Origin of the sequence: Micromonospora ureilytica (assembly GCF_015751765.1) — a bacterium.
In the GTDB taxonomy this organism is placed as follows: domain Bacteria; phylum Actinomycetota; class Actinomycetes; order Mycobacteriales; family Micromonosporaceae; genus Micromonospora; species Micromonospora ureilytica.
On sequence record NZ_JADOTX010000001.1, the window covers coordinates 218654 to 236906 of the forward strand.

At 72.5% G+C, this 18253-nt stretch carries 16 protein-coding genes; 11 read left to right on the plus strand and 5 right to left on the minus strand.

Features of this window, described 5'->3' with window-relative positions; translation table 11 throughout:
- Positions 1-44: 44 nt before the first annotated feature.
- Together npdG and IW248_RS01090 are read left to right on the plus strand one after the other, a co-directional pair.
- Positions 45-743: an NADPH-dependent F420 reductase gene (npdG, locus tag IW248_RS01085; RefSeq protein WP_091409546.1), complete on the plus strand. Its 699-nt coding sequence runs from the start codon at positions 45-47 to the stop codon at positions 741-743.
- A gap of 59 nt (positions 744-802) precedes the next feature.
- Complete coding sequence (locus IW248_RS01090; RefSeq protein ID WP_196925284.1) at positions 803-1336, plus strand: DUF6817 domain-containing protein; 534 nt, start codon at positions 803-805, stop codon at positions 1334-1336.
- A 177-nt stretch (positions 1337-1513) separates the two neighbouring features.
- Here IW248_RS01090 and IW248_RS01095 read toward each other — a convergent pair whose 3' ends face one another.
- From IW248_RS01095 to IW248_RS01105, 3 genes are all read right to left on the minus strand, one after another.
- Positions 1514-2764: an HNH endonuclease signature motif containing protein gene (locus IW248_RS01095; protein WP_196925285.1), complete on the minus strand. Its 1251-nt coding sequence runs from the start codon at positions 2762-2764 to the stop codon at positions 1514-1516.
- Positions 2765-2911: 147 nt separating this feature from the next.
- Complete coding sequence (panB, locus tag IW248_RS01100) at positions 2912-3757, minus strand: 3-methyl-2-oxobutanoate hydroxymethyltransferase (RefSeq protein ID WP_196925286.1); 846 nt, start codon at positions 3755-3757, stop codon at positions 2912-2914.
- Positions 3758-3956: 199 nt separating this feature from the next.
- On the minus strand, positions 3957-5714 hold the full coding sequence (locus tag IW248_RS01105) for an NAD+ synthase (RefSeq protein WP_196925287.1): 1758 nt from the start codon (positions 5712-5714) through the stop codon (positions 3957-3959).
- Positions 5715-5929: 215 nt separating this feature from the next.
- Between IW248_RS01105 and glnA the strand changes: the two genes are divergently transcribed.
- The 5 genes from glnA to IW248_RS33365 all read left to right on the plus strand — a co-directional run bounded on the left by glnA (position 5930) and on the right by IW248_RS33365 (position 9583).
- Entirely contained in the window at positions 5930-7279 is a 1350-nt protein-coding gene (glnA, locus tag IW248_RS01110; RefSeq protein ID WP_124818271.1) for a type I glutamate--ammonia ligase, read from the plus strand.
- Between the two features lie 88 nt (positions 7280-7367).
- On the plus strand, positions 7368-7793 hold the full coding sequence (locus tag IW248_RS01115) for a DUF350 domain-containing protein (RefSeq protein ID WP_124818273.1): 426 nt from the start codon (positions 7368-7370) through the stop codon (positions 7791-7793).
- Between the two features lie 133 nt (positions 7794-7926).
- Positions 7927-8619: a helix-turn-helix transcriptional regulator gene (locus IW248_RS01120; RefSeq protein ID WP_196925288.1), complete on the plus strand. Its 693-nt coding sequence runs from the start codon at positions 7927-7929 to the stop codon at positions 8617-8619.
- 151 nt (positions 8620-8770) lie between these two features.
- Complete coding sequence (locus IW248_RS01125; RefSeq protein ID WP_124818277.1) at positions 8771-9154, plus strand: VOC family protein; 384 nt, start codon at positions 8771-8773, stop codon at positions 9152-9154.
- Between the two features lie 117 nt (positions 9155-9271).
- Positions 9272-9583: a hypothetical protein gene (locus IW248_RS33365; RefSeq protein ID WP_196925289.1), complete on the plus strand. Its 312-nt coding sequence runs from the start codon at positions 9272-9274 to the stop codon at positions 9581-9583.
- Between the two features lie 516 nt (positions 9584-10099).
- On the opposite strand, the gene IW248_RS01135 is transcribed toward IW248_RS33365, so the two are convergent.
- Complete coding sequence (locus IW248_RS01135) at positions 10100-10576, minus strand: hypothetical protein (protein ID WP_196929987.1); 477 nt, start codon at positions 10574-10576, stop codon at positions 10100-10102.
- A 185-nt stretch (positions 10577-10761) separates the two neighbouring features.
- On the opposite strand from IW248_RS01135, the gene IW248_RS01140 reads away from it, so the two are divergent.
- Positions 10762-11646: a Vgb family protein gene (locus tag IW248_RS01140; protein WP_196925290.1), complete on the plus strand. Its 885-nt coding sequence runs from the start codon at positions 10762-10764 to the stop codon at positions 11644-11646.
- A 107-nt stretch (positions 11647-11753) separates the two neighbouring features.
- On the opposite strand, the gene IW248_RS01145 is transcribed toward IW248_RS01140, so the two are convergent.
- Complete coding sequence (locus IW248_RS01145; protein ID WP_196925291.1) at positions 11754-12689, minus strand: S66 peptidase family protein; 936 nt, start codon at positions 12687-12689, stop codon at positions 11754-11756.
- A 154-nt stretch (positions 12690-12843) separates the two neighbouring features.
- Here IW248_RS01145 and IW248_RS01150 point away from each other — a divergent pair, with 154 nt between their 5' ends.
- From IW248_RS01150 to IW248_RS01160, 3 genes are read left to right on the plus strand one after another with little or no spacing between them, the layout of a single operon-like run.
- On the plus strand, positions 12844-13611 hold the full coding sequence (locus IW248_RS01150) for a type 1 glutamine amidotransferase (RefSeq protein WP_196925292.1): 768 nt from the start codon (positions 12844-12846) through the stop codon (positions 13609-13611).
- The gene (locus tag IW248_RS01155) at positions 13611-16646 is read left to right on the plus strand and encodes a bifunctional [glutamine synthetase] adenylyltransferase/[glutamine synthetase]-adenylyl-L-tyrosine phosphorylase (RefSeq protein ID WP_196925293.1); all 3036 of its coding nucleotides are present in this window, start codon (positions 13611-13613) and stop codon (positions 16644-16646) included. The genes IW248_RS01150 and IW248_RS01155 overlap by 1 nt, the downstream gene beginning before the upstream one ends.
- Positions 16639-18252 carry a hypothetical protein gene (locus IW248_RS01160; protein ID WP_231396129.1) on the plus strand — a complete coding sequence of 538 codons (1614 nt, stop codon included), beginning with the start codon at positions 16639-16641 and terminating at the stop codon, positions 18250-18252. The genes IW248_RS01155 and IW248_RS01160 overlap by 8 nt, the downstream gene beginning before the upstream one ends.
- Position 18253: the final 1 nt, after the last annotated feature.

Sequence of the window (18253 nt, forward strand, 5' to 3'; positions counted from 1 at the left end):
GCTCGGCGCTGCTGACCCGCAGAGCGGTTTGCGAGGATGAGGCCATGGCATACGACGCGAGCACGCTGCCCGACGTGTCCGGGCTGACGGTCGGCATCATCGGCGGCACCGGCGACCAGGGGCGGGGCCTCGCCTACCGGTTCGCGCGGGCCGGCCAGACGGTGCTGATCGGGTCCCGGTCGGCTGAGCGGGCCGCCGAGTCCGCAGCCGAGATCGCCGCCCTGCCCGGGGTGCCGGCCGGCGGCAGCGTCACCGGTGCGGCAAACGACGAGGTGGCCCGACGCAGCGACGTGGTGATCATCGCGGTGCCGTGGGACGGGCACGCCGCCACCGTCGCCGCCCTCGCCGAGCCGCTAGCCGGCCGCATCGTGGTCGACTGCGTCAACCCGCTCGGCTTCGACAAGCAGGGCCCGTACGCGCTGACCGTCGCCGAGGGCAGCGCAGTGCAGCAGGCCGCCGCGCTGCTGCCCGACTCCCGGGTCTGCGCCGCGTTCAACCACGTCAGCGCTCCGCTGCTCGCCGACCCCGAGGTCGACCGGATCGATCTGGACGTGCTGATCTGCACCGAGGACCGCGAACTGGTCGACATCGTCGGCGCGCTCGCCGCCCGGATCCCCGGCATGCGGGGCATCTACGCCGGCCGGTTGCGCAACGCCCACCAGATCGAGGCGTTCACCGCCAACCTGATCGCCATCAACAAGCGCTACAAGGCGCACGCCGGCATCCGCGTCACCGACCTCTAGGCAGACGTGCCCACGCCCAGGGGCCGGCGAATCCGCCGGCCGACACATACGGTCGGGCCATGAGCACCGACGACGCTGTGCGGGTCTGGCTTCGCCGGCAAGGAGCTGAGCGGATCGCGCACCCCGGGGGCAACCTGTACGCCCATCTGTGCCGAGTCAGCGAACGACTCGCGCTGCTTGGCTGTGGCAGTGACGTGCAGGCCGCGGGCCTGACCCATGCCGTCTACGGCACCGACGGGTTCGACCTCGCCCTGCTTGATCGGGCCGATCGTGCGGTGCTCCGGGATCTCGTTGGTGCCGACGCCGAGGAGCTCGTCTATCTCTACGGCGCCTGCGACCGTGGCCGCAGCTGGCGGGAGCTGGCACAGACCGGCCAGGTCTTCGACCGCTTCGTAGGTCAGGTGAGAACGCCGGATGCGGCTCACCTTCGGTCACTCATGGACCTGAGCATCGTCAACGAACTGGACGTCATCGAGCACGATTCCGCGGTGGCGGACCGCTACGGCGCCTACTTCCGGGACCTGTTCGCCTCCTGGGCGTCACTGGCCTCCGAGCAGGTCATCCGCGATGCGCAGCGGGTCTTGCGGCAGTGACACCCGAACCCTCGGCAGGGCCACCTTCGTCGGCACGCACCCCCGGTCGCGTACGCGTGCGCGCCGTCTACCCCGGCAGCTTTGATCCTTGCTGCTCGACGCTGGTCCGGCGTGACTGGGCCGTCCCGGTGAATGCTGCGCCGGTCTGACCAGGAGGAATGGCCGCCTCCGAAGTGCTCACGTTCGTCGGTGGTAGTGGTTGCGGCGGGGGAGTTGTGTGGGATCGAGCCAGGTGGGCGGGATGAACTCAGGGTGGCCGTCTCCGCCGAGTCGCACGGTCCAGTCGCTGTGGTGGAGGTGTCGGTGGTGGTGGCCGCAGAGCAGGACGGCGTTGGCCAGGCTGGTGTCGCCGCCGTCGGCCCAGTGCCGGATGTGGTGGCCGTCGCACCAGCGGGGCGGACGGTCGCAGCCCGGGAACGCGCAGCCGCGGTCGCGCAGGACGAGGGCGCGGCGGAGGGGCCCGGTGATGAGGCGTCGTTGCCGGCCGACGTCGAGTGGTTGGCCTGCGCCGCCGAGGATGGCGGGGAGGACGGTGGCGTCACAGGCGAGGCGGCGCACGGTGTCGGGGGTGAGCTGCAGGCCGGTGTCGAGGGCGCCGCTGCCCAGCTGTCGGGTCAGCTCGTCGTAGCTCGTGGTGACGACGACCTGGGCGACGTCACCGCCGTGCTCAGGTAGGTCGCCGGTGCGCAGAGCGAGTCGGCAGACGTCGGCAAGGGCGTCGTGGCGGCGTTGGCCCGGGGTGCGGGTGTCGTCCGGGCCGGACGGTGCTGTCAGCGGGTCGATGGCGGCGCGGAGCGCGGCGGCGGCTTCGGTGTCGAGGATGCCGGTGAGTCGGAGTCGCCCGTCGGGCTGTTCGTTGATGGAGACGTGCCGGTCGCGTGCGGCCCGCGACTCGGCCGCCCGCAGCGCGGCGTCGGCGGCAGCGTCGGCGACCTCGGGGGCGACGTGGTCGAGGATGCGGGTGCCGAGTTTGCGCAGCAGGCTGGCGTCGAACTGGGCTGCCCAGTCGACGAGGACGCCGACGGCCTTGTCAGCCGCTTCAGGCCCCGCGGTGGCGTGCACGGTGGTGATGGTGTCGCCGATGACACGGACCTGCTCCACGTCGACCGCCCCGCCGGTCAACGCATCGCGCACCCCGGGCGGCGCGCTGTCGAGGGTCGCGGCAAGCTCGACCAGGCGACGGGCGGCACCGACCCCGAGACGTAACCGGCCGCGCAGCCACACTGCCGTCGAGGATGCGCCGTGCGCGGTCGCGGTGCCGCGGCCGTCCACCTCGCGCACCAGCACCAGTTTGACCGCCGCGAGGCGTTGCTCAAGGCGGTGTGCGGCGTGGAGCGCGGTGATCAGGTCATGCTCGGTGAGGGCCCAGGCGGCGGCACTGATGCAGGCGGCGACCGCCTCCTCTGCCAGCGCCAACTCCTCAACCATGACCCGAGACTAGAACACACGTACGACGAAATTGGTTTTGCCGTGATCGATTGATTCGTCGTCGTCGGCTGGCCGCCGCGCCGGCTCGGACCAGTCCGTCCGATGGGCCAGCCCGGTCCGTGGACCGAGCTGGCCGGTGAGACCGGACTAGAAGGTGTGTTCGGCGGCGGGGAACTCGCCGCCGCGGACCTCGTCGGCGAAACGGCGGGTGGCGTCGGTGAGGGCGCCGGCCAGGTCCGCGTACCGCTTGACGAAGCGTGGCGCCTTACCGGTCCGCAGCCCCGCCATGTCCTGCCAGACCAGCACCTGCGCGTCGGTGTCCGGGCCCGCGCCGATGCCCACCGTGGGGATCGGCAGCTCGTGGGTGATCCGCTTGGCCACCTCGCCGGGCACCATCTCCAGCACCACAGCGAACGCGCCCGCCTCCGCCACCGCCCGTGCGTCGGCCAGCACCTCGTCGGCGGTGTCGCCGCGACCCTGCACGCGGTACCCACCCAGGGTGTGCTCGCTCTGCGGCGTGAAACCGATGTGCGCCATCACCGGAATGCCCGCGCCGACGATCGCGGCGATCTGCGCGGCGTTGCGGCGGCCACCCTCCAGCTTCACCGCGTGACAGCCACCCTCCTTCATGAACCGGACGGCGGTCCGCAGCGCCTGGGCCGGACCTTCCTCGTACGAGCCGAACGGCAGGTCACCGACGACCAGCGCCTGCCGGGTCGCCCGCACCACGGCCCGGACCAGCGGAAGCAGCTCGTCGGCGGTGATCGGCAGGGTCGTCTCGTAGCCGAACACGTTGTTCGCGGCCGAGTCGCCGACCAGCAGCACCGGGACACCGGCCTGGTCGAAGATCGACGCCGTGTACTGGTCGTACGAGGTCAGCATCGGCCACCGCTCGCCGCGCTCCTTGGCGGCCATCAGGTCGCGGGTGCGGACCCGTCGGGTGGCCGGGCCGCCGTACAACGCGGTCACCTCGTGCGGAGTGGACTCCACCATCTCTGTCTCCCTTCCTCGAGGCCGCCTGCGCGGTCCCCGGGTTCCGTCGCGATCGTCGCACCGTGAGACGGGGTGACGGCAGGGCCCAGTGCAAGATGTCACTCCACCAGCGCGGGAACGCCGCGCAACGCCACTCGGAGAACGGACCGCGCGGCGGCGCCGGGCCGCGCCACCGACCCGGCACCCCCAGGGGTACGGCTCAGCCGTGCTCGCGCCACCGGTTGGTGATCGGCAGACGGCGGTCCCGACCGAACGCCTTCATGGAGATCTTCGTGCCCGGCGCCGACTGCCGTCGCTTGTACTCGGCGGTATCCACCAGCCGCAGCACCTTGTCCACGATCGCCGGGTCGTGACCCGACTCGACAAGCCCGTCGCGGCCGAGGTCGCCGTCGACGTAGCCGATCAGGATCGGGTCCAGGACGTCGTAGTCGGGCAGGCTGTCGCTGTCGAGTTGGCCCGGGCTCAGCTCGGCGCTCGGCGGCTTGCCGATCGAGTTCTCCGGGATCGGGGCGGTCTCACCGCGCCGAGCCGCGTCCGTGTTGCGCCACTTCGCGAGCCGCCAGATCAGCGTCTTCCAGACGTCCTTGACCGGGTTGAAGCCGCCCACCGAGTCGCCGTACAGGGTGGAGTAGCCGACCGCCAGCTCACTCTTGTTGCCGGTGGTCAGCACCAGGTGGCCCTCCTGGTTCGACAGCGCCATCAGGATCACGCCACGGACCCGGGCCTGCAGGTTCTCCACGGCCACGCCGGACAGCGACAGATTCGCCAGGAAACCGTCGACCATCGGCTGGATCGGCTCGACGCGGTAGTCCAGGCCGGTGCGCTTGGCCAGGTCGGCGGCGTCCTCCCGGGAGTGCTCCGAGGAGTGCTGGCTGGGCAGCGACACCCCGACCACCCGGTCCGGCCCAAGCGCGTCGACGGCGAGCGCGGCCACCACCGCCGAGTCGATGCCGCCGGAGAGACCGAGCACCACCGACGGGAACCGGTTCTTGTTGACGTAGTCGCGCAGACCCAGCACCAGCGCCTGCCACACCTCCGCCTCGTCGGCCACCGGCTCGATCAGCCCGCCGGTGGCGGCCGGGCCGGACGGCGCGGCCGGAATGGCGTCCAGCGTGCTGTGCACGATCCGCATGCCGTCCGCCACCGTCTCGGCGGTCGGCGGGGTGGCGGCGGCCGGCAACTCGACGTCGTGCACGAGCAGGTGCTCGACGAACTGCGGGGCCCGGGTGAGCAGCTCACCGTCGGCGCCCACGATCATCGAGTCGCCCTCGAAGACCAACTCGTCCTGGCCGCCGGTCATGTTGACGTACGCGATGGTGGCGCCCGCCTCGGCGGCCCGGCGGCGCACCAGCGGCAGCCGGATGTCGTCCTTGTTCAGCTCGTACGGCGAGCCGTTGATGTTGACGACCAGGCCGACGCCGGCCCTCCGGGCGGCGGCGAACGGGCCGCCGGCCTGCCACAGGTCCTCGCAGATGGTCAACGCGACGTCCACGCCGCCGATCCGCACCACTGTCAGCGCGTCGCCGGAGATGAAGTACCTGTCCTCGTCGAAGACCCCGTAGTTGGGCAGGTGATGCTTGAAGTAGCGGGCGGCCACGACACCCCGGTGCAGCAGCGCGGCGGCGTTGCGGGCACCCCGGCCCGGCTCGGCGTCCCCGCTGACCTGCGGCGGCCCGTCGGCGTCCAGGTAGCCGACCACGACCGGCAACTCGCCGAGACCATCGGCGGCCAGGTCGGCGGCCAGCCGCTCCACGGCGGCCCGGGACGCGGCCACGAAGGAACGCCGGAAGACCAGGTCCTCGACCGGGTACCCGGTCAACATCATCTCCGGGAAGAGCACCAACTGGGCACCGGCATCGGCGGCCTGGCGAGTCCAGCTGCGGACCAGGTCGGCGTTTCCGGCGATGTCGCCGACGCTCGGGTTGACCTGGGACAGGGCGAGACGCAGGGTGGGCATGCCTTCATCTTGCCCCAGCCTCCGCGCGACAATCCGTACCCTCGGACGAGATTGCCGCCACCCGTGGCGGCGGGCGCTCGTCGGGCGGGACACGAGGGGACGGGCGGCGGCAGTTCGCGTAACGTCTGCGTAACCAGGCCCGGGAACACTGGGCGGTCAGGTCGGGTACAGCCCGACCAAGGCGGACAAAAGAGTTGTCGCGAGGGGTTGGGGAAGTGGACCGTCAGCAGGAGTTCGTCCTCCGCACGCTGGAAGAGCGGGACATCCGGTTCGTCCGGCTGTGGTTCACCGACGTTCTGGGCACGCTCAAGAGCGTTTCGGTGGCACCCGCCGAGCTCGAGGCGGCCTTCGAAGAGGGCATCGGCTTCGACGGCTCGGCGATCGAAGGCTTCGCCCGGGTCTTCGAATCGGACATGGTGGCCATGCCCGACCCGACCACCTTCCAGGTCTTCCCCTTCGAAGGCGGGGTCAGCGGCGAGAGCGCCCGGATGTTCTGCGACATCCTGCTGCCCGACGGCGGCCCGTCCTGGGCCGACCCCCGGCACGTGCTGCGCCGCGCGCTGTCCAAGGCAGCCGAGAAGGGCTTTACCTTCTACACCCACCCCGAGATCGAGTTCTTCCTGCTGGAGAACGGCCCGCAGGACGGCTCGGTGCCCACCCCTGTCGACACCGGTGGCTACTTCGAGCACACCACCCACGCCGTGGCCCGGGACTTCCGCCGGCAGGGCGTGCTGGCGCTGGAACGCATCGGCATCTCGGTGGAGTTCAGCCACCACGAGGTCGCGCCCGGCCAGCAGGAGATCGACCTCCGCTACGCCGACGCGCTGACCACCGCCGACAACATCATGACCTTCCGGCACGTGATCAAGGAGGTGGCGCTCTCCACCGGAGTGCAGGCCAGCTTCATGCCGAAGCCGTTCACCGACCAGCCGGGCAGCGGGATGCACACCCACCTGTCGTTGTTCGAGGGCGAACGCAACGCCTTCCACGACAGCGGCGACCCGATGAAGCTGTCCAAGGTGGCGAAGTCGTTCATCGCCGGCCTGCTGGTGCACGCCCGGGAGTACACGGCGGTCACCAACCAGTGGGTCAACTCGTACAAGCGGCTCTTCCCGCAGGCCCTGCCGGACCGGATCACCGAGAGCCCGGCGTACGTCTGCTGGGGTCACCTGAACCGGTCCGCGCTGGTCCGGGTTCCCGCGTACGGCAAGCCCAACTCGGCCCGGGTCGAGGTCCGCTCACTGGACTCGGCGACCAACCCGTACCTCGCCTTCGCGGTGCTGCTCGGTGCCGGCCTGAAGGGCATCGAAGAGGGGTACGAGCTGCCGCCGGGCGCCGAGGACGACGTCTGGTCGCTGACCAGCGCGGAACGGCGTGCCATGGGCTACGAGGCGCTCCCGGAGAACCTCGCCGAAGCGATCGACGTGATGGCCGAGTCCGAGCTGGTCGCGGAGGTGCTCGGCGAGCACGTCTTCGACTTCTTCCTGCGCAACAAGCGGGCCGAGTGGGAGCAGTACCGCCGCGAGGTCACCCCGTACGAGCGGCAGCGCTACCTGGCGCTGTAGACGCGGGGGCTGACGCGATTGCGCGCTGCCGCTATCGTCTCGATCACCGCGCCGGTACCCCTCCGGGCGGAGAGTCGGGAGGCAGTCGGTGCTGGAGGATCTGCTCAGCGGTGCCTGGCAGAGCGTCGTGTTCGGGATCGTCGGAGTCGGGCTCATGGCCGCCGGCTTCGGGCTCGTCGACCTGCTCACCCCGGGCCGGCTACGAGACCTGATCTGGGTCGAGCGCAACGCCAACGCCGGGTTGCTGCTCGCCGCCAACCAGCTCGGCATCGCCGGGATCGTCTTCACCGCGATCCTGACCAGCTACAGCGACTTCGGGAGGGGCCTCGCCTCCACCGTGGTCTTCGGGCTGGTCGGGTTGGCGATCATGGCGTTGGCCTTCGTGGTGCTGGACCTGCTCACCCCCGGCAAGCTCGGCGAGGTCATCTGCTCGCCCGAGCCGCACCCCGCCGCCCGGGTCAGCGCCGCCACCCACTTCGGGGCCGCGTTGATCGTCTGCGCCTGCATCGCCTGAGGCGGCTGTCCGCGTCGCTGTACGGGCTGGTTGCCTGCGTCGCTGTGCGGGTTGGTTGCCTGCGTCGCTGTGCGGGCGGGGCCCGGCGGGCGGTTGCTGGAGGGCGTCGTACCTCGGTCGTAGCGTGCTGGGCATGAACCGCACGGACCGTCTCTACGCGCTGGTCGAGGAGCTGCGGGCGGTGTCACCACGCCCCCGCAGCGCCCGCTGGCTGGCCGCGCGCTTCGAGGTGAGCAGCCGGACCATCGAACGGGACCTCGGCGCGTTGCAGGAGGCCGGGGTGCCGATCTGGGCCGAGCCCGGGCGCACCGGCGGCTACGTCCTGGACCGCGCCCGCACCCTGCCGCCGGTCAACCTGACCGCCGCCGAGGCCGTCGCGATGGCGGTGGCGCTACACCGGCTCGCCGGGACACCGTTCGCCGGGCCGGCCGCCACCGCGATGCGCAAACTGGTGGCGGTGCTGCCGGCCGCCGACGCCGCCGAAGCACACCACCTCGCCGGCCGCGTGCACCTGATCGGGGACGGGCCGGCCACGCCCGTCCCGGCCACCGTCGCCGACGCGGTCGCCGCGCGGCGCGTGCTGCGCATCCGGTACGCCGACCGCGCCGGCGCCGACTCGACCCGAGTTGTCGAACCGCTGGGCTACCTCGGCAACGCGCGGCACTGGTATCTGCTCGCCTGGTGCCGGCTGCGCGACGAGCTGCGCTGTTTTCGCACCGACCGGATCCGGGCGGTCCAGGCGCTGCCCGAGGTGGTGGCCCGGGAGCTACGCCTGACAGATCTCGACATCCCGCACGAACGGGTCCGCCCGCTGAGCCTGGTCTGAAACGGGCTCGGCGCGGCGGGCCCGGGTGGGTCTCGTCGCTGGAAACCCCGCCGGGTGATCCGGAAACACCGACAGGACGCTGTCGCCAACGGCCCCGAGACTGCTCCAGACGACGGCCGAACGGCCGGCACGGAAATTCTGGAGGCAGTAGATGACCAGCTCCACCACGCCCATCACCTGGTTCGAGATCGGCACCGACCGACCCGAGGATGCCGAGCGGTTCTACGGAGAGCTGTTCGGCTGGACCTTCGAGGAGCAGGGCTCGACCAACGGCGGGTCCTACCGCGTGACCGGGGCCGGAGGCGACACCGGGATCGGCGGGGCGATCCGGGCGACCGACGGGACGTCACCGAACTACGCAGTGTTCTACGCCGAAGTCGCCGACGTGGCAGAAACCTGCCGCCGGGCCGAAGCAGCCGGCGGCCGGGTGCTGGCGCCAGCGCGTACGGCACCGAGCGGTCTCACGTTGGCCCACCTACTCGACCCGGCCGGCAACCACCTGGGCGTGTTCGCGCCCCCGCCCCAGCAGCCCTGACGCCCACCAGGGCCGGGCCGATAGCCGGTCCCGGCCTGCGCTTCCGAACTGGGCTGGCCTGGCCCCGGCTGGGTCTGGCACTGGGTTGGCCTGGTCCTGGCTGGGTCTAGCACTGGGTTGGCCTGGCCTCGGCTGGCCTGGTCCTGGTCCTGGTTGGCCTGGTCCTGGTTGGCCTGGTCCTGGTTGGCCTGGTCCTGGTTGGCCTGGTCCTGGTTGGCCTGGCCTCGGCTGGCCTGGTCCTGGTCCTGGTTGGCCTGGTCCTGGCTGGTCTGGCCTCGGCTGGCCTGGCCCTGGGTCGTGCTGGTCCTGGGTTGGCCCGGCCCCCGGCTGGGCTGGTCCTGGCCGGGCCTGGCCGCGGTTGTGCCTGGCCCCGGCTGTGGCTGGTCCCGGAGTTGGCCCGGCTCTGGGCTGACATCCCGAGCCGGTTGAACGGCTGAGCCACCCGACGGCACGTCCCCGGGGCGGTGATCGACTCGATTTTCATGATGTCGGGGTGTTCGAGTGCGTCGGATACCGCGACTTCATGAAAACCGAGTCGATCAAGCCGAGGACGGGGGCCCGGGCCTGCTCCAGGGAACATAGAAATCAGCGCTGTCTGGATATATCGGGGCGCACCGCGTCTTGGATAAGCGGCCCTCCCGTTGGTCACTCGGCGCTGAGTAGGTCAACCCACGCTGCCTCGTCGATCATGGAGTTGTGGTGGGTGACAAAGTGCCCGAATGACCCTAAGTCAGGCACCACGTCTCCATGATCGACGAGGTTCAGCCGCGCCCTTCCGCGGATCTTGCACTTACTGTCGCGGCATAAGGGGCATTCCGTGCATCTCGGCGACCGAAACTGCAAGATCGACGCGGGCGGGGGAAGCGATCCAAGGAGCCTGGTCAGGTCATCGTGATTCCGGCCGGCCCCGGCCTGCTGGTGCCTGGCGGGGCCGTGTCCGCCGGGTTACTTGCCGGGCGTACCTTCGCCGTGGTGGTTGCCCGGACCGCGGTGGCCGCCGGGGCCGGGGAAGACGCCTGCCTCGACGGCCTTGGTGATGGCGTCGGCCTGCTCCTGGGTGAGCTTGCCGTCCTTGACTGCCTGGTCCAGGCGCTGCTTGAGCGCGGCCTGTCGGTCCTCGGCGGACGGGCGCTGCGGTCGGTCGGCCGGCCGGTGCTGCTCGCGGATCTTCTCCAGTGCGGCGGTCACCTTGTCGGTGGGCACGCCCAGTTCCTTGGCGAGCGCCTCAGCGAACTTGCCCTGCCGGTCGGCCTTCGCGCCGGGAGCCGTGCCCGGAGCCGCGTCGGGGGCGGTGCTGGCGCTCGGTGCCGGCGTGGGAGTGTCCGCGGCGAACGCGATCGTCGGGGCCGCGATCCCGACGCCGAGGACGCCGGCGGTGGCCAGGCCGGCCAGCAGGTGCTTCCTACGGATGGTGCGGGACATGGTGTCCTCCAGAGGTTCGGTCATCCTGCGCTGTCGTCACCGACAGTGACCGGGCAGTCTGGGCGGAAGCCGTGGCGACCCTGTCAGCGAGCTGACAATCCTGGCCGGTGGTGGGCGAAATCGGTTGTGCCGTCGCTGGCTGAGCGGTCAGGGTGGACGATCCACCGACGGAAGGACACCGCGGAATGACCGTCGAGATTCGGGAGATTCCACTCGCCGAGCCGGGCGTCGGGCCGTACGGCATCACGCCTGGCCCGGACGGCGCGCTGTGGCTGACGTTGGCCCATGCCGGCGGGATCGCTCGGTTGTCACCCGACGGCGTGGTCCGGACCTACCCGCTGGATTCGGCCGGCGGCCGCCCGTTGATCATCACGGCCGGGCCGGACGGGGCGCTCTGGTTCACCCGCTCCGGAGACGACCGGATCGGTCGGATCACCGTCGACGGCGAGCAGCGCAACACCGCCCTGCCGGCCGGCACCGGGCCATGCGGCATCGCGGCCGGCCCCGACGGCGCGCTCTGGTACGCCGGGATGACCTCCGACACGATCGGCCGGGTGGAGACCGACGGCACCCACACCGCATTTTCGCTGCCGGTGACCGGCGGATTCGCCTCGATGATCACTGCTGGCGCGGACCGGGCTCTCTGGTTCACCCTCAACCAGGCGAACGCGATCGGCCGGATCGACCTCGACGGCAGGGTGACGTTGTACCCGCTACCCACAGTGAACGCGGGCCCGGTCGGCATCGCCCTCGGCGACGACGGTGCCATCTGGTTCGTGGAGATCACGGCCGGTCAGCTCGGTCGGATCTGCCCGGATGGCGAGATCGTCGAGTTCCCGCTGCCAGACCGGGCGGCCCGTCCGCACGCGATCGTGGCCGACCCAGAGGGCGGCGCGTGGTTCACCGAGTGGGGTGCCAACCGGATCGGTCACGTTGATCGAGCCGGACGGATCGAGGGCTACGCCCTCCCCACCCCCAACGCCGAACCCCACGGCATCACCCGCACCCCGACCGGCATCTGGGCCGCCCTGGAGTTCGGCGCGATAGCCCACCTAACCCCATCCCCCTAACCCCTCCGACCTGGCGTTGATCATGAAGTTATTGCCACGACACGCCGTGGCGAGTGACAACAACTTCATGATCAACGGCGCAAAGCGGGGGGTGGGGGTGGGTGGGGTTAGTGGACTGCGGGGGGTGCTGTGAGGGTGGCTGTTGTGGTGTCCACTGTGGCTTTTGTGCCTACCGGGACTGTTAGTTGGTTGGGGCCGTGGCCGATGGGGAGGCCGCCGAGGACCGGTACGCCCAGGTCTCCGAGGCGTTCGTTCAGTACGTCGACGATCGTGGTGTCCCAGCCGTCGCCGCAGTCGGTGAACTGCCCGACCGCCACCCCGGCCAGTCCGTCCAGTGCGCCGGCCCGGCGCAGGTGGGTGAGCATCCGGTCGACCTTGTACGGGGGCTCCTGCACGTCCTCGATCAACAGCACCGCACCGGTCAGGTCGGGTAGGTCCGGGGTGCCGATCGACGCGGCGATCATGCACAGGTTGCCGCCGAGCAGGGTGCCGGTGGCGCGACCCGGGACGCGTACGCCGAAGGTTTCCTCGGTGGGGTCCGCGGTGATCGACACCGGTTCGGTCGTCATCAACGCCGCGTGCAGGGACTCGGCGGACCGCAGCGGCGTGCGCTCGTCGCGCCAGGCAGCCCCGGGGCCGTGCACCCCGGCCAGGCGGGCGCCCCGCCACAGCGCGAACTGCAACGCGGTGATGTCCGAGAAGCCGGCCACCACCTTCGGGTCACGGCGGACGGCGGCCATGTCGATGGCGTCCACGATCCGTTGGGCGCCGTAGCCGCCACGAGTGCAGATCACGCCGCGCACCTCCGGGTCGGCGAAGGCCGCGTTCAGGTCGGCGGCGCGCCTGTCGTCGGTGCCGGCGAGGTAGCCGTGGCGGGCGTACGCGTTCGGCGCCGGCACCGGGTGCAGGCCCCAGCCGGTGAGCAACTCCATGCCCCGGGCCACCCGTTCCGGCGAGGTCGGCCCGGACGGTGACACCAACAGCACAGTGTCACCGGGGCGCAGCACGGGCGGGCGTACGGCGGCGCTGTCCTCGCTGATCACAACCGCAAAGCCTAACGACCGGCCGTGGCCGGGACCCGCACACGGGCGGCGGGAGGCCCAGCACGGGCGGCGGGACGCCGAGCACGGCGGCGGGAGGCCGCGCGAGCCCGTGCCGGGGCGTGGTGCCGCACGGCGTACCGGCTAGCCTCGACCTGTGGCAACCGCGCTGGTGATCGAGAACGACCCGACGGACGACGCGCGCCGGCTGGGTGAGTGGCTGACCGAGGCTGGGCTGGAGCTGTGGGTGGTTCGCCCGCACGCCGGCGACGAGCTCCCCGCCGACCTGGAGGGGTACGCGGCGCTGGTGGTGCTCGGCGGCGACCAACAGGCGTACCCACTGTCGGACGGCTCGCCCGGCGCACAGTGGTTTCCGGCCGTGGAGGGCCTGCTGCGAAAGGCGGTCCGGTACCGGGTGCCGACCCTGGCGGTCTGCCTGGGCGCTCAGCTGCTCGCCACCGCGCACGCCGGGTTGGTGGAGCGCAGCCCGTCCGGGCCGGAGATCGGCCCCGGCGTGGTCGGCCGGCGCGACGCCGCCGAGAACGACCCGTTGTTCCGGTACGTGCCGTTGATCCCGGACGTGCTCCAGTGGCACTCCGACGAGATCACCGAGTTGCCCCGGGGCGCGACCCTGCTGGCCGCGTCCACCCGCTACCCGCATCAGGCGTTCCGCCTCGGTGACCGGGCGTGGGGGTTGCAGTTCCACATCGAGTGCGACGCCGCGATGATCGCCGACTGGGCCACCGACTCGACCCAACTCGCCGAGCTGGGCTACGACCCGGAGCTGGTGGTCGCGGCCTGCGCCTCGGTGCTGGCCGACGTCGAGGAGGTCTGGCAACCGTTCGCCGCGCGGTTCGCCGCGCTGGCCCTCGGCGAGTTGGACGACAGCACGATGCGGCGCGGCCTGCCGCTGCTCGGGCACTGATGAGCCGGCCGACCAGGGCACCGGGCCGGCTCGCCCGGTACGGCTTCGGCACCGCCGAGGGCGACGGCGGCGCGCGCGCCGCGGACCTGCTCGGCTCGGACGGACTGCGGCTGTGGCGGCCGGTCGAGCAGGAACCGGTCGACGAGGCCGCCGCGGAGCTGCTCGCTGCGCTGTCCCGGGCCGCCGACCCGGACCTGGCGCTACGCCAGCTGCACCGCATCGTGGAGGCCGAGGGCCGCACCAGGGAAGGCCGCGCCACGGAAGGCGGCACCGGATCCGCGCTGCTCGCGGATCTGCACAACGACCCCGGGCTGCGGCGGCGGCTGATCGCGGTGCTCGGCGCGTCGGCGGCGCTCGGCGATCACCTGGTGGCCCACCCCGAGCACTACCAGGCGCTGCGGACCGCTTCGGACGGGCTCGCCCCGACCGCCGAGGGGCGGCTGGAGCCGGCCGACGGCGGCAACGCGGTGGCGGCGCTGCGGACCGCGTACCGGCTGGCGTTGTTGCGGATCGCGGCGGCCGACCTGACCGGCGGTCGCGGCCTGGAGCAGACAATGGCCGCGCTCTCGGCGCTGGCCGACGCGACGCTGTCCGCGGCGTACGAGATCGCTGTCGCCGAGTTGGCGGAGGGCACCGAGCGGCCCCGGCTGGCGGTCGTGGCGATGGGCAAGTGCGGCGGCGGCGAGCTGAACTACGTCTCCGACGTGGATGTCATCTTCGTCGCCGCCGAGGACGCCGACCTGTCCGCCGCGACCCTGGTGGCGACCCGGCTGATCTACATCTGCGGGTTGGTCGCCTGGCCGGTGGACGCCGCGCTGCGCCCCGAGGGCAGCCGGGGCCCGCTGGTGCGGACCCTCGCCAGCCACCTGGCCTACTACCGGCGGTGGGCGCGCACCTGGGAGTTCCAGGCCCTGCTCAAGGCCCGCCCGGCCGCCGGTGACCTGCCGCTGGCCCAGGAGTGGATCGACCAGCTCGCGCCGCTGGTCTGGCGGGCGGCCGAGCGGCCCGAGGCGGTCGAGGACGTCCGCGCCATGCGCCGCCGGATCATCGACCACATCCCGCCGAAGGAGTTGGAGCGCGAGATCAAGCGCGGTCCCGGCGGGCTGCGCGACATCGAGTTCGCGGTCCAGCTGCTGCAACTCGTGCACGGTCGCGGCGACGAGACGCTGCGCCCGCCCGGCACCATCCCGGCGTTGCGCGCGCTCGTCGCCGGCGGCTACGTCGGTCGGGCCGACGGCGAGGCCCTGCTGCGCGGCTACCGCTTCCTGCGCAGCGTCGAGCACCGGCTGCAACTCCAGGGCCTGCGTCGTACGCACACAGTGCCCGCCGAGCCGGGCGCGCTGCGCTGGCTCGCCGCCGCGCTGGGTTTCACGGCCACGCCGGGGCGCAGTGCCGTGGAGAGCTTCCGGGCCGAGTGGGTCACCCACGCCACCGAGGTACGCCGACTGCACGCCAAACTGCTCTACCGGCCGCTGCTGGAGTCGGTGGCCCGGGTGCCGGCCGACGGGTTGCGGCTCACCCCGGAGGCGGCCAGGAACCGCCTGGAGATCCTCGGCTTCGCCGACCCGGCCGGGGCGTTGCGTCACCTCCAGGCGCTCACCGGCGGGGTGAGCCGCACGGCGGCCATTCAGCGCACGTTGCTGCCGGTGCTGCTCAGCGAGTTCGCCGACGCGCCGGAGCCGGACCGGGGGCTGCTCAACTACCGGAAGGTCTCCGACAAGCTGGGCAGCACCCCCTGGTATCTGCGACTGCTGCGCGACGGTGGCCCGGTCGCCCGTCGGTTGGCCCGGGTCCTCGCCCTGTCCCGGTACGTCGCCGACCTGCTCGCCCGCGACCCGGAGGCGCTGCGGCTGCTGGCCGAGGAGAACGAGCTGGCGCCACGCCCGCCCGAGGTGCTGCGGGAGGGGTTCCTGGCGGCGGCGGCCCGGCACACCGACCCGGTCGAGGCCACCAGCGCGGTGCGCGCGCTGCGACGTCGCGAGCTGGTTCGGGTGGCCTGCGCCGACGTGCTCTGCCGGGCGGGCGCGCTGGCGCCCAGCCCCACCCGGCCGGACGGCGTGAACCGGTCGGCCCCCAAGCTGTCCGACATCACAGTGGTCGGTACGGCCCTCTCCGACGTCACCGACGCCACCCTGACCGCCGCGTTGCGGGCCGCCCAGGCCAGCCAGCCGGCGCCGGAGGGGCTGCGGTTCGCGGTCATCGGCATGGGCCGGCTCGGCGGGTACGAGTCGAACTACCTCTCCGACGCCGACGTGCTCTTCGTCTACGACCCGCCGCCGGGCAGCAGCGAGAGCGCCGCCAGCGCCGCCGCGCACGCCGTCGCCGAGGAGTTGCGCCGACTGCTCGGCGTGCCCGCCCCCGACCCGCCGCTGGGCGTCGACGCCGACCTGCGGCCGGAGGGCCGCCAGGGTCCGCTGGTGCGCAGCCTCGCCGCGTACGCGCAGTACTACGCCCGCTGGTCGCGGGTGTGGGAGGCGCAGGCACTGCTGCGCGCCCGGTTCGTCTGCGGTGACGCCGACCTGGGCGCCGAGTTCGAGGCGATGATTCAGCCGGTGCGCTACCCGGCCGACGGGTTGACCCGCGAACAGGTCGTCGAGATCCGGCGGATCAAGGCCCGGGTGGAGACCGAGCGGCTGCCCCGTGGCGCCGACCCGGCCACCCACACCAAGCTGGGTCGCGGTGGGCTCGCCGACGTGGAGTGGGCAGTGCAACTCGTCCAGCTCCGGCACGCCGGCGCGAACCCGGCGCTGCGCGGCACGCGTACCCTCGACGCCCTCGCGGCGGCCGAGCGGGCCGGCCTGATCGACCCGACGGACGCCGCGGAGATGGCCGCCGGTTGGGCCCTGGCCGCGCAGGTCCGCAACGCGTTGATGCTGGTCCGGGGCCGGGCCGGCGACCAACTGCCCCGGCACGGGGTGGAGTTGGCCGGGGTGGCCCGGCTGCTCGGCCGGGACGACCCGGGGGAGTTCCTCGACGAGTACCTGCGCACCGGCCGCCGCTCCCGCGCCGCGGCCGAACGGGTCCTCGATGCCTGACGCGTCGCCGCGCCCCACCGGGCTACGCGTCGTGGGCACGGTGACCGGGGTCGCTGTGGTGCTCGCCGTCGCGTTCCTCCTCGCGCCGCCGATGGGCAACGACCTCGCCGCCCAGGTGGCCCGTGCCGGGTTCACCGAGCGGTACGGGGCCGCGCCTGTCGACTTCGGCTGGTACGGCGGCGTCAACCAGTACGGCTACAGCCTGTTCACGGCCCGGTTGGGCGCGCTGATCGGGGTGCGCCCGCTGGGTGCGGTCGCCGCCGTGGCCGGCGCGGCCGCGCTGGGTTGGCTGTTCACCCGCAACCGGGCCCGCCGGCCGCTGCTGGCCGGCGTCCTCGGCGCCGTGGTGCTGGTCGGCAACCTGGCGAGCGGTCGGATCACCTTCGCGGTCGGGCTGGCGTTCGGCCTGCTGGCGCTCTGCGCGGTCAGCGCGGAACGCCCACCGCGCTGGCTCCGGTTGACGCTCGCCGCCGGCTGCGCCGCCCTGGCGACGGCGGCCAGCCCGGTCGCCGGCCTGTTCACCGGGCTGGCCGGCGCGGCGTTGCTGCTGGCCGCTCTGCGTACCGGTGACGGGCCGGGCCGCCCGCTGCCCGGAGGCTGGCGAGCCGAGCGCCCACTGGCCGAGGGGTTCGTCCTGGCCGTGGCACCCGCCGTCACGCTCGCCCCGATCGCGTTCGTCTTCGGCAACGGCGGCACCCAGCCGTACTCGGCCGAGTCGATGCGCATCAACGTCGCGCTCGCGGTGCTGGTGGGAGTCGTGCTGCCGCGTCGCCGCCGGGTGTTGCGCATCGGCGCGGCGCTCACCGTGCTGCTCCTGGTCGGGGCGTACTACGTGCCCAGCCCCATCGGGTCCAACGCCCTGCGACTGCCGATGCTGTTCGCCCTGCCCGTGCTGGCCGGGTACGCCGCGTTGCCCGGGCCGTGGCTGGCCGGGCTGCTCGCCGCGACCGTGTGGTGGCAGTCCCCGGTGATGGTGAGCGACGTGACCCGGGCCGGCGCCCCGGAGAGCGCCAGGAGCTTCTACCAACCGCTCGTCGCCGAACTCGACAGGCGGCAGCCGGCCGGGCGGGTCGAGGTGGTGCCGCTGCGCGACCACTGGGAGTCCGCGTACCTGCCGCCGACCGTGCCACTGGCCCGGGGCTGGGAACGCCAGGTCGACAGCGACCGCAACGCGCTGTTCTACGACGGCAGCCTGACCGCGCAGACGTACGAGCAGTGGTTACGGCACGAGGCGGTGACCTACGTGGTGCTCGCCCCAAACGCCCCCGCCGACCGGTGGGGCCGCGACGAGGCCGCGCTGATCCGCGCCGGCCTGCCGTACCTGCGGGAGGTCTGGAGCGACCCGACCTGGCGGATGTACGCAGTGGTCGACCCGACCTCGCTGGTCGGCGCCCCGGGTCACCTCGTCGCCGCCGAGCGCGGCGCGGTTCGGCTGACCGCCACGCCCGGGAACGTGCCGGTCCGGGTGCGCTGGTCGCGCTGGCTCTCGCTGAGCGGCCCGGACGGCTGCCTGCGACCGGGCGAGGACGGGTGGACGGAGGTGCGGGTCCGCGCCGCCGGTGACTACTCGATCTCCAGTGCGCTGGCACCGACGCGCCACTGTTGAC